A 12,540-nucleotide genomic window follows, 5' to 3' on the forward strand; every position below is an offset into this window, starting at 1 on the left:
GATGGCACAAATAATAGTGTTTGTAGTTTCCGTAACCTTCAAGCCATTCAAAATCAGTAAGGATTTTTTGCAGGATTTTTAGTGAAGATTTTGAGCGAAGCGACCTTTGTTATGGAATGAATTCCTCTATTTTTAGTAGGATTTTTAGTTTGGATTTTTCGCAAGATTTCGAAAAAATCACGACAAAAAATCCGAACTAAAAATCTTCCATAAAATATTTCTACGAATTTCATTTTTGATGGTCGGGCTTTGCCCTCAAAATCCCAACTAAAAATCCTTTTGAAAATCATAACCGAAAATATCAGGTTGTGGTTTAAAATCACAGCAAATCAACCACATCCTTCACAATCTGTCCATCGAACAGGTTGATGATGCGGTCGGCAATGGCGGCATCTTTTTGCGAGTGCGTCACCATGACGATGGTGGTGCCTTCGCCGTTCAGTTCTTTCAGCAGGTTCATCACCTCCCTGCCGTTTTTCGAGTCGAGGTTGCCCGTAGGTTCGTCGGCGAGAATCAGTTTCGGGTTGCTGACGCAAGCTCGGGCAATGGCCACACGCTGCTGCTGACCGCCTGAAAGCTGCTGCGGGAAATGCTTGGCACGGTGCGTGATGCTCATGCGTTTCATCATTTCGGCCACCCTTTCCTTGCGCTCGGCGGCGCCGATGTTCATGTAACGCAAAGGCAGTTCGATGTTCTCATACACATCGAGTTCGTCAATCAGGTTGAAACTCTGGAACACGAAACCGATGTTGCCCTTGCGGAACTTGGTGCGGTCCTTTTCCTTGAGTTTTCCGACTTCCTCGCCTAAAAGTTCGTAAGAGCCTTCCGTCGGGTTGTCCAAAAGGCCAAGGATGTTGAGCAGCGTTGATTTGCCGCAGCCCGAAGGCCCCATAATAGCGACAAATTCGCCGTCCTTGATTTCAAATGATACGCCGTTCAAGGCTGTCGTTTCGATTTCTTCCGTGCGGAAGATTTTGCTAAGATTTGTTACTTTGATCATGATAATTGTTGTTTATTTGTTATTTGTTTATATGTTGAATTGTTTGTTTGACTGCGGGACTTCGGGGTCGCGAGGTTGCGGGATGTTTGCGGCTCTCGTGCTCTCGCGATCCCGTGACCTCGTGACCTCATGGCTTCGCCGTTTACTCTTTCTTTAACGCCTCCGCCGGATTGACTTTCGCCACCGAGACGATTTGCCACAACACAGAGCCAATGGCTATCGCAAAGGAAATCAACACGGTGACGACAAATATCCAGGGATGGAGGTCGATTCTGTAATAATATTTTTCCAAAAAGATGTTTGAAATCCAGACTGCAATTGGAATTGCCAAAATATTGGAAATCAAAATCATAATAGAATAATTCCTTAAATTGCGAATGATTTCCTCTTCTATTGTGCTTCCAAAGACTTTGCAAATGGCAATACGGTTTCGGTTTTCTGATGCGAAATGCGTGCTCATGGCCACAAGCCCAAGAATTGAAATGAGAATGGCAACAATGGAAAAGATCTCAATCAGCGTTTTGGTTGTACTTAAACCACCTGTCGAATACCGCTTTATTTCGGAAAGGTAATTCATCGTGTAAGGATATACGAAAGTGCCATGCTTTTCTTTTGAATAGCTTCCGTATGCCTTGCTGATTTCTTTCCTTGCATCATATTGATTTCCAACAGTTTCAACAAGCAATCCTCCGTGTATATTTTCAGGATTCTGAATAATGATAACGCCAAATTCGTTGCCTTTTGCAATTGGGCCGAAAACCACGATGAAATCTTCGACAACGCCAGCCTCATTGTTGTATTTTGCCAAAGGCGTTCCTTCCAAGTCAAAATGCGCGGCATCGAAACCTAAAGCCTTGAATGCTGATTCGCTGAGCAAAACAGAGCCAGCCTCAATGTCTGAAAAACGATTTATTTCTTTGAATTTCAACATATTGAATATTGTTGTATCGCAATACATAGGGCGCAAGGAATAAGGTTTTTCTTCCTTTTCCTCAATGCTTGAAACCAATTTTCCTGGCACATCACTGACGAAGCCAATGCTTTTCACGCATGGCAAAGCCTTTAATTTGTCGGCCAAAGGAAGCATTTCATCATAACTCACACCTAATTCAATATAGAACTTGTTATCGAAGTCGCAGCCCGTCGGCTTGTTTATGAAATGCCGCACCTGAAGCTCAAGAACAAGGCTGAACGCAATCAGAATGACGGCAATCATATTTTGCAAAACAATGAAAACTTTCGAGAATAATTGCTTGTCTTTCAATCGAAAAGAGCCTTTTGTAACATCAAGCGGAGAAAAACGCGAGACCATGATGGCTGGAACCAATCCCGAAACTAAAGCCACAACCAAAATCATGAGCGCATAACAAATAAAGTATTTTGGCGTAAACGGCACTTCAATCATAATGTCGGTACCAATCAAGTCCCATATCAAAGGCATGATGGCTATGGCAATCAGGAGGCCTATCAGAAAACAAATTGTTGTAAAAGCAAGCGATTCAGCAAAATAGCGCAACAAAACATTCCGCTTTTCTGCGCCCAGCAAACGACGCATCGCCATTTCCTTGGCTCGTTTTCCCGTCAAGGCTGCATTCAGATTGATGTAATTGAAGACTGCCGAAACCAGCAAGGCCAAACCTGCAATTATCAACACGATAAGCATTGTTTTAGATCCTCTGTTATACCAAATGTTTTTCTCGGAAAAGAAAACCTTGTCGAGCCGAATGACATCAGCCCCCGACGTGCCGTCTTTGCGGTACAAATCGGGATAAACACTACGGCACAAACCATCCATTTTCTTTTTTACAGATTCAATATCAGCATTTTGCTGTAACCTGAAATATGTATTCCATGACCCAGCATTGAAATTATCGCCTATCTCGCGTTCATCTTTCAGAAATTCAAATTCCTCGCAATTCACAAACACTTCGTATGGATAAAGCATTGATTTCCATCCGTTTCTGATAATTCCTGCCACCGTAAAATCATAACCTGCAAAATTCACTGACTTTCCCATCGCCTCATGGCGGTTTTCAAATAAACTGTTGGCTAAAGACTCAGAAAGTATCACTGAATTTTTGCCATTAATGGCATCAGGATTCCCTTCCACAAAATGCTGTGGAAACAACTCAAAAAACGCACTGTCGCAAGCAATTGACATTCTGACTTGCAGTATTTTCTTCTCTGCTTTTATTGTAAATTTCTCATCATCAAGCGTATAGAAATGCGTGGCAAGCTCAACTTCGGGGATAGCTTCAACAACCGATTGCTTCATCGCATAATCTGATGCAATGAATTTTTCGTCACAAACGGCATAGATACGCTCCGAGTTTTCAAATTCATGCCGCACGGATAGCTGCTCGCTTACGAAGCAGAAAATGATGATGACGAAAGCCAGAGAAACGCTCAAGCCAACCGCCTCGATGGCGCTGTAGAGCTTGTTTCGGCTAATGAATCTGATGAATGAACGCATGATGTGATATGTTTAATTGTTTATTTGTTGAATTGTTTCCGCTTGCTGAGCTATTTCAAATAATCTATATGTCCAAAAGTCTAATTGTCCCCCTACTCTTTCTTTAACGCTTCCGTCGGATTGACTTTCGCCACCGAGACGATTTGCCACAACACCGAGCCAATGGCTATCGCAAAGGAAATCAACACGGTAACGATGAATATCCAAGGATGCAAGTCGATTCGATAGGCGAAATCTTCCAGATATTTTCCGCAAAGCCATACGCCAATCGGAATGGCTATCACGTTGGCAATCAAAATGATGATAACGTAATCGCGCAGGTTTTTGCGGACTTCGCTTTCCATTGTGCCACCGAAAATCTTGCGGATGGCAATGGTCTTTTCACGCTCCGACGCGAAATGCGTGCTCATGGCCACCAAACCCAGCAAGGAAAGAATGACCGAAATGAGCATGAAAAGTTCCATCAGGCGCATTCTGCGTTGCGGCTTTTCCAAACATTGATGAATGATAACATCCACAAAATCATTGCATGACGCCGCCATATATAGGCCTCTCGCTTCTTCGACATATTTCTTATACAACGCGCCGATGGCTTCCTTCGCCTCCTTGTGGTCGCCTTTTATTTCCATCAGGAAACCGTTTCTGAAATTGGTCTTTAAAAGCATGACCATTCCAAAACTTTCGTCCGTGACATGCAGCACATCGCTGACCATGAAATCGCCGACGACACCGCAAATTTCGTTACCGAAATTGCCTTGCTGCCATTTCACAATCGTGTCCACATTGATTTCGCCGTAGGGCAAACCCGTAAGTTCGGCCAACATGCTTTGCGTCATAAAGCAACCCTGAGGAACCGTCGTATCGCCGAAAATACTCAGAATCGGTATCTCAAGCATATTCAAGACTGCCGTGTCGCAAATCATAAAATGAGCCACCTCCTCATCTTCCTCATCATTCAAATGGCCGAGATATATAGCATTTGGAACTTTGGTAGGAATGCCCGTTGTGGTTCCAAACCGCGAAACGCAAGGCAAAGCCTGCAACTCGTTGGCCAAAGCCTCGTTATGCGATGGGTCGAGCGTGAAACTGGCATCCAAGAAATACAAATCCTTGGTGCGGCAACCAACATCTCTGTTTTGGACATGACGCATCTGCAATTCCATAGTCAACACCAAGGAAATCAGCACGATAGTTATCACATTCTGAACGACGATGAATATTTTCGAGGCAAACATTTTGTTATGCAGCCTGACTTTTCCATTCACCACATCAATCGGTCGCGCCTTCGAAATCAGCAGTGCGGGCATAATGCCAGCCAAAAACGAAACCACGGCAACAATCAGCAGATAGTAGCACAAATATCTGAATGACAACGAAATGCTAATCGGTATCGTAGCATCCATTAACTGGTTGACTAAAGGCAAAATCAGGAAAGCAAGCCCCAAACCGACAAGGAAACAGATGAAAGTGAAGGCAAACGACTCGGCAAGATATTTCCCGACAATATCACGCTTTTGGGCGCCGACCAAACGCCGCGATGCCATTTCCTTGGCGCGTTTTCCCGTGAGGGCGACATTCAGATTGATGTAGTTGATAATGGCCGAAACTAAAAGCAGCAAACCTACAGCCAACAGATTGTTTATCATCGACTTGTCGCCTTTTCGCAAGCCGAATGCCTGAGAACTTGAGAAATACACCTCGTCTAAGCGCACTATTGCCGACTCCTCGAAAAACGCATCGTGAAATCCGTTTCCGTAAGCCGTTTCGTAGGCAGCATCGACTTTGTTTTTCACCGATTTCATATCGACATTCGGGCTGAATTTCGCGAAAGTGAAAGGCCTGCCAAAGTGATTGAACGGATTTTCAATTTCAGTTTTCATCAAGATGAACTTGGAAATTTCAACCACCACATCATCATCGGGCAACAGTGTGTTTTGGAAATCGGAAATCACGCCTGCAATGATGTATTCCTGGTTATCAATAACGAGTTTTGTCCCGATGACTTCGTCCGATTCTATGCTGTTGGCCAGTTTTTGCGAGACGAATGCACATTGCTCATTGTCAATCATATCGGCATCGCCGCTGACGAATCTGGCAGGAAACAAATCGAAATACTCGCGGTCGCAGGCAAGCACATTTGTCCTGAATTTCAAATCCTTGACTTCAACAATCGTATTCTGAAACGACTGGAACCGAGAGAGTTTCTCAATTTCAGGAATGCCTTTCAAAGCATCCTTGGTTCCATACGAAATGGCAAGTTTTTCGTTTGTGCCCATTGCGTAGATGTTTTTGTAATCGGGATTTTCCCGCGGAATGTTCATCTGTTCCGTCACAAAGCAGAAAATGATGATGAGGAAAGCCAGCGAAACGCTCAGGCCCACCGCCTCGATGGCGCTGTAGAGCTTGTTTCGGCTAATGAATCTGATGAATGAACGCATGATTTGTTATGTTTAATTGTTTAGTTGTTTATTTGTTTATTTGTTGAATTGTTGTCCGTTTCCGCTTGCTGAGCCTGTCGAAGCAAGATCCCGTTTTCCATTTCAAAATCTCACTTCGACAAGCTCAGTGAGCTAATAATCAATTTGTCCAGAAGTCCAATTGTCAAAATGTCTAATTGTCCAAAAGTCAAAATGTCCAAAAGTCCAATTGTCAAAATGTCTAATTATCCAAAAGTCAAGATGTCCAAAAGTCTAATCTTCAAAATGTCTAATTGTCCAAAAGTCTAATCATCCCTTACTTCATCATCAGCACATCATTCTCCCCGAAATTGTCATAGCCCGAAACAATGACCTTCTCCCCTTCGCTGAGGCCTTCCAATACTTCGTAATACTGCGGATTTTGCCGCCCGATGCGGATTTCGCGTTTCGTCGCCTTGGTGCCATCGTCCGAAACCACATAAATCCATTTGCCGCCGGTCTTCTGGTAGAATGAACCGCGCGGAATGATAATGCCTTCCGTCGGCTGACCCAACTGAAGATTAAGGTAATAGGTCTGACCGGAACGGATGTTTTCGGGCTGCTCGCCATCGAACTTAAAATCGGCCTTGAATTTGCCATCGCGCACCTCGGGATAAACCTTGCGCAACAAAGCATCGAAGGTCTCGCCTTGACGTTCGAAAGTGGCGGAAAGGCCGGTCATCACACGGTCAATGTAATGTTCATCTATCTGTGCTTCAATCTTGTAGCTTTCCAGGTTGTTGATTTGTCCGATTTTCGTTCCCGCGCCGACCGATTGTCCCAAAACGACATCCAACAAGCCCAATTCGCCGTCAATCGGTGCCTTGATGCTCAGATTGTCCTTGCGCTTACGAATCATCTGCATGTTGATGCGCATATTGGCAAGGCTTTCGTTCATCTGCTCGATTTCCACGCTGCGGTAAAGGCTGTCCTGACGCGCACGGTTTTTCACCAATTCCAATTTGTCCAAAGCCAGCTGATAATCCTCTTCGGCTTGCAGAAAATCCTCTTTTGCAATGAGTTGGTCGTTGTAAAGCGCTTTCTTGCTGTCGTAATCGCGTTTGGCACGACGCACATCTACATTCAGCTGTAGCCTTTCCTGCTGAAGACTAAGTTTCTGCTGCTCCATCGAAATCAAGGTGTTGCGCAAGATGTTTTCCTTTTCGGCCAATTCCGCTTCTGAGTTAAGAATCTGCAAATCAAGGTTTTCATTGTTCAACACAACGATGACATCACCTTGATTGACATGGCTGCCTTCCTCCATCACGATTTGCTCGACGAGGCCGCCTTCCTGCGGACTCAACTGAATGGTCGTCATAGGCTGCACCTGTCCACTGACACGGATGTAATCGTTAAACTCGCCGAATTTCACCGTGTTGACCGTAATCGTTTCGGCATTCACGCGCAAGGTCTTCACATCAGGCCGCGCAATGAGGTAAATCACGAAAGCCGCCACGACTCCGCCAATCCACCACGGCAATGCCTTTTTGCTGAAAACAGCTTGCAATCCCTTTTTGGGTTCAATTTCTCTATCCATTTTTTTATTTATTTGTTTATTCTCATTTTTATTGGACGCACGCAGTGCGTCCCTACACAATTCCTTTTTTGTTTTAGACGCGATGAATCGCGTCTCTACCTTTTTTTATCTCGCGAAGGGTGTCGTTCGCAAGCTCACTTTGCCCTTCGCTCTATTAATCTGCCCTTTCAGGGCGGACACGTGCTCTTTTTTTTCGCAAAGGGTGCTGCTCGCTGCGCTCGCTTTGCCCTTCGCTTGACTAAACTGCCCTTTCAGGGCGAACACGTGTCAAAATCCTTCTCCATCTCTTATTTCTTCCAGATTCTTTCCTCCTAACTCCTCACTCCTAATTCCTAACTCTTAAAACTGCTCCACATAACTCACACCTTTATAATATTTTACAACGCTGCATTTCATGTAATATTTCAACAAGGCGTAAAGGCGGTTTGCCTTGGCTTCCAAATATTTTGCTGAGGCCGTCTGGTATTCTATGGACGAAATCAAGCCCTGTTCCAATCGCTTGGTATTCAAGGCAAAGGCCTCCTCCTGAACCTTCTCCAACTGCTCGGCCTGAAGCAAGGCTGCCCAAGCGCCGTTCTTATCCTGGATGGCACGAAATACCTCATTTTCAATGTTTTTCATCGTCTGATTGTATTCCGCTTCGGCACGACGAAATTCATTTTTCCGCCTTGCAATATTGGAATGAGCCGACAAACGGTCGAAAATCGGGATGTTCAACGAGACTTGCAAGTATTCGCCGCTGTTGTTGCGCAACTGATTGAAAAAAGGCGTGGAAACATAATCCGGTTGATTCGGATAGGTATAATAACTCGTTGACCATCCACCATTTAGACTTAAAGATGGCAACAACTGCCACTTGGCTGTTCGCCATTCCAATTTGCTCCTGTCCATTGTGCCTTTTGCAATCAAGGCATCAACATTCGATGCTTTTGCAAAACTGATTATGGAATTTGGATTGTCATCATCCGATTCCAAAACTTGTTCATCTTCAACTGCGCAATCGATTTCAAAATCCTCATCGACAGGCCAAAACATGACATCTTTCAGGCTAATCATCGCATCATTGTAAAGATTCTGCATATCAATGAGTTGAAAGCGGCGGTCGGCTAAATCCGCTTCCATTTGCACCACATCGGCATGGCCTTTCTGGCCCAGACTTTCCTGCTTTTGCGCCAATGCCAACGACTTTTCGGCAGCCTCAACCTGAATCTGCATCGTTTTCACCATTTCGGCATAATACACCGCATTATAGAAAGCTTCCATCGTGGTCAGGCAAATGCCGTCCTTGGCCTGCTGATCCTTGCTCAAGCCCATTTCCATCATCGTCTTGCTGATTTTCAAATTGTTAATCGCTTGAAAACCATTGAACAACATAATACCTCCCGACAAGGAGTAGCCATTGTTGAAAGATGTCGTATTGACATAAACATTGGTCTCAGGGTCAATGTTTCTACCGTAATAATTATAGGCATAGGTGCTGCCCTGAATGCTTGGCGTAAAGGCACTTAGGATGGCATCGCGGCGGGCAATGCGCTCGTCATCGCGGTCAGCTTGCTGTAGGCGCATCTGCGTCGAATTGCTGATGGCGTATTCCATGCAGTCTTTCAAGGTCATTTTCCGAATGGTCTGCGCTTCCGAAATGTTTTTTGCCAATAATGCGCATACCAAAATCCATATTTTCATTCTTTTCATCGACATAAAGTTTAAAAACAAAGTACTGCAAGCACACGTCGTGCCAAACTCGTTAATAAACAATATATCAATAATTTACAAAATAATATAATTGTAAAATTGTAAAGAAACTTTACAGTGGGTGTAAAGAATGTTTACAATACATGCGGTTTGAAGTTTTTGAAAAATTGCGTAATTTTGCAAGCATAAATCTATAGAAATGAAAAAATCGTGTTTATTTTTAGCAGCTTTGCTGTTTCCGTTTGTCACTTTTGCGCAAACCACGTTCCCGAAATATGGCAAACCCATTGATATTCCGATTTATCTGTCGGCCACTTTTGCCGAATTGCGGCCAAATCATCTTCATGCCGGCATCGACATAAAGACGCAGGCGGTGGAGGGAAAGAAGGTCTATGCCGTCGCCGATGGTTATGTGAGTCGTATCGGCGTGTCGCCTTACGGTTATGGCAATGTCTTGTATATCACTCATTATGACGGATATACGTCGGTTTACGGACACTTGCAGCGTTTCAGCAGCGAGATTGCAAAGTATGTGAAGGATTATCAGTATGCAAACAAGACTTTTGCAGCACAAATTTATCCAGGAAAAGACAAATTCCGTGTGAAAAAAGGTGATGTTATTGCCTATTCTGGCAATTCAGGTGGCTCGGGCGGCCCTCATTTGCATTTTGAAATTCGTCATACTGAAAGCGAAAAACCTGTCAATCCGCTGTTTTTCGGCTACCAGATTGAGGATAATGTGAAGCCTCTGATTCAGGGCTTTGCCATCTATCCGCTGAATGGCGCCACTTTGGAAAATGCTGGCAAGGCGAAATATTATTCCGTGACAGGGCAAAACGGCAAATACAGTTTGAAAGACAGGACTTTGGTCACAGCCAATGGTGAAATCGCTTTCGGCATTTCGACTTACGACCAAGTCGGCACTTCGACTAACAAAAACGGTCCGTACAGTTACGAATTGTATTTGGACGGCGATTTGCGTTTCAAGGTTGAAGCCGACAGTTTTTCGTACAGCGAGCCGCGTTATGTGAACAGCCTTTTGGATTACGCCCATTATAAAGAGGTGGGATCGAGTTATGTCCGCACCATTATCGACCCATACAACAAACTGAAAATGATAAAGTTGAAGAATGGCATTGTGGATGTTGCAGAGGGCGATACGGTTTCGGTTTGCTTCAAGGTGCGCGATTATGTGGGCAACGCATCTCATGTCGATTTCAAGTTGATTGGCACGAAGCCCGCCGAAATTGAGGCCCCAATCCGTCGACGCAGCGAATATCTGGTCATGGCCGATGGCTCGATGAACAGTGAAATCACGATTGAGAATTTCAACGTCACGATGGAAAAGGGCACCTTTTTCTGCGATGAATATGTGAATACGGGCCAACACGATGAAGACGGCTGCTGCTCACGCATTTTCCGTTTCGGCGACGACCGTATGACAACTTTCAAGAATTTCAAGGTGCGCATCATCCCGAATGATGAATGGGTTGACGATTCAAGGTTGTATGTCGCTTATATCAATAATAAAGGCAAGGTCTCATCGTTGGGCGGCAAGATGGTGAAAGGTGCCGTAGAGGTTGAAACGCGCAATTTGGGTGAGTTCACCTTGAAAATCGACAGCATTGCGCCAAAGGTTTCACCAGTCAATTTCAAGAATGGTCAGTCTGCAACGGAACTTAAATCATTGAAATTCAAGATTTCTGACGATATGACTGGCATTGATTCGTACAATATTTATCTGAATGACAAATGGGTTTTGGGGCAATACGATGCCAAGAATAATTTACTTTATTACGACATTGACGACCACATGCCATCGGGAACTGTTAATGTAAAAGTTGTGGTGAAAGACGGTGTCGGCAACAAGAAGACCTACACCGCCAAAGTGGTGAGGTGATTGATGGGTGATTAGCTCGTTGAGCTTGTCGAAACGGCGGTTGATGGATGATAGGTGACGGGTGATGGATGGTGATTTGTTCAGCAAAAAAACATTATTTGTTGCGCCAATGGGACTTTTCTCTATTTTTGTTCCAAAATCACGCTAAAAATAAATATCATGAACGGTTTTCTAAAAAGCATGCTGCTGATTGCTGTAGCAATCGCTGCGACTTCTTGCCGAGGCATTGTCGGATATGCGGCTAAAATGATTAAAATTTACAATGGGCAAGTCTCGTACAATGACAATGATAAAGTGAATGATGACACAATTCATTTTGTCATCGATCACCGAAACAGCATGTTGATGAAAGCAACCATCAATGGGATGGAGGATACGGTGCTTTACGACTCCGGCGCAAATTCTTCCGTAATTCAATTTTTTACCAAAGAGACCAAGCCGAAAGGTATGAAGTTTTATCGTATGCCTGTGGAAGGTGCCGACAAGAAGACAAAAGTGAAGATATCGCCTATTCCCGTGCATATCGAAACGCCCATGTGCATTGTCGACCATTTTGGCAATGCCATACTTTTGGAACAGACACATTCGTGTGATAAGGAGCCTTCTATAAAAAAGTTCCGCGTCGTGGGTTTTCCGGGACTTGACTTTCCGCCTTTTTCCATCGATTTCACTAACAACCGGATGTATCACATTCATGACATGTCGGAGATTGATACAACCGAATACATACCTGTGAAGTGCAGGCATGACAAAGATGTTTTGTTCATATATCCGATTATTAATGGTGTTGAACATGAATGCATTTTCGATACTGGCAATAGTGGAGGAATACTTATTAAAGACGAGCAAAAAATTGACCATCATACTGATACTGATTTGCTTTACGAAGGTTCAATAGGCATGAGTATTGGAGGCCTGACCGAAAAAAAGCGTTTTGTGGTAGTGCCTGAAAACACGATTGAGTTTGCAGGACAAAAGGAAACGGTCCCAGTTATGTATCTTGGCGACAATCTCACTTCAAACAATGTCGGATTGCAGTATATCAAAAGGTTCGACTGGGTTGTAGGGTATCAGGTTTTACAAAGAGACGAAAACCAAACGATAACTTCGCTTACATATAAACTGTACGCAAAGCCCCATGTTGCGGATACCACCAAAATGAAATATCCAGACCATAGCTACGCAGTTACAACGTTTGATGGCACCTTGAAAATAGCAACCCGCCTGTTGGATGGGCAGGAACGCTTCGAGGTGGGCGACCAAATTGTCTCCGTCGATGGAGAAGACATCACGGAAGAGAACATTTGCTATTACTACGATTTGTTGACCGAAACCAAGGATTGGTCGGGTTTCGACATACAGGTGAAAGGTTCAAAAGGTTTCACAAAACGTGCAAGACAGTGACAAAGCTTTATTGTTCGGGGACTTGCAACCGTTTGTTTCAGGGCTTTTCGTGCGTTTTATTCCCTGCGCTCCCTGGGC

General features: G+C 44.2%; 7 protein-coding genes. 2 read left to right on the plus strand and 5 right to left on the minus strand.

Going from position 1 to position 12,540, the window contains the following annotated elements; all coding sequences use genetic code 11:
- Nucleotides 1-319: 319 nt before the first annotated feature.
- The 5 genes from AC06MN_RS08595 to AC06MN_RS08615 form a co-directional block, all read right to left on the minus strand.
- Nucleotides 320-1,000: an ABC transporter ATP-binding protein gene (locus tag AC06MN_RS08595; RefSeq protein ID WP_475671956.1), complete on the minus strand. Its 681-nt coding sequence runs from the start codon at nucleotides 998-1,000 to the stop codon at nucleotides 320-322.
- Nucleotides 1,001-1,142: 142 nt separating this feature from the next.
- The gene (locus AC06MN_RS08600) at nucleotides 1,143-3,473 is read right to left on the minus strand and encodes an ABC transporter permease (protein WP_475671957.1); all 2,331 of its coding nucleotides are present in this window, start codon (nucleotides 3,471-3,473) and stop codon (nucleotides 1,143-1,145) included.
- A gap of 92 nt (nucleotides 3,474-3,565) precedes the next feature.
- Nucleotides 3,566-5,911 (minus strand): ABC transporter permease, encoded by a 2,346-nt coding sequence (locus tag AC06MN_RS08605; protein ID WP_475671958.1) that lies wholly within the window; start codon nucleotides 5,909-5,911, stop codon nucleotides 3,566-3,568.
- 295 nt (nucleotides 5,912-6,206) lie between these two features.
- Entirely contained in the window at nucleotides 6,207-7,466 is a 1,260-nt protein-coding gene (locus tag AC06MN_RS08610; RefSeq protein WP_475671959.1) for an efflux RND transporter periplasmic adaptor subunit, read from the minus strand.
- A 339-nt stretch (nucleotides 7,467-7,805) separates the two neighbouring features.
- Nucleotides 7,806-9,158: a TolC family protein gene (locus AC06MN_RS08615; protein ID WP_475671960.1), complete on the minus strand. Its 1,353-nt coding sequence runs from the start codon at nucleotides 9,156-9,158 to the stop codon at nucleotides 7,806-7,808.
- Between the two features lie 199 nt (nucleotides 9,159-9,357).
- Between AC06MN_RS08615 and AC06MN_RS08620 the strand changes: the two genes are divergently transcribed.
- On the plus strand, nucleotides 9,358-11,058 hold the full coding sequence (locus AC06MN_RS08620; protein WP_475671961.1) for a M23 family metallopeptidase: 1,701 nt from the start codon (nucleotides 9,358-9,360) through the stop codon (nucleotides 11,056-11,058).
- Nucleotides 11,059-11,217: 159 nt separating this feature from the next.
- Nucleotides 11,218-12,462: a hypothetical protein gene (locus tag AC06MN_RS08625; protein ID WP_475671962.1), complete on the plus strand. Its 1,245-nt coding sequence runs from the start codon at nucleotides 11,218-11,220 to the stop codon at nucleotides 12,460-12,462.
- Nucleotides 12,463-12,540 lie beyond the last annotated feature (78 nt).

The organism is Candidatus Limimorpha sp. (genome assembly GCF_056203535.1).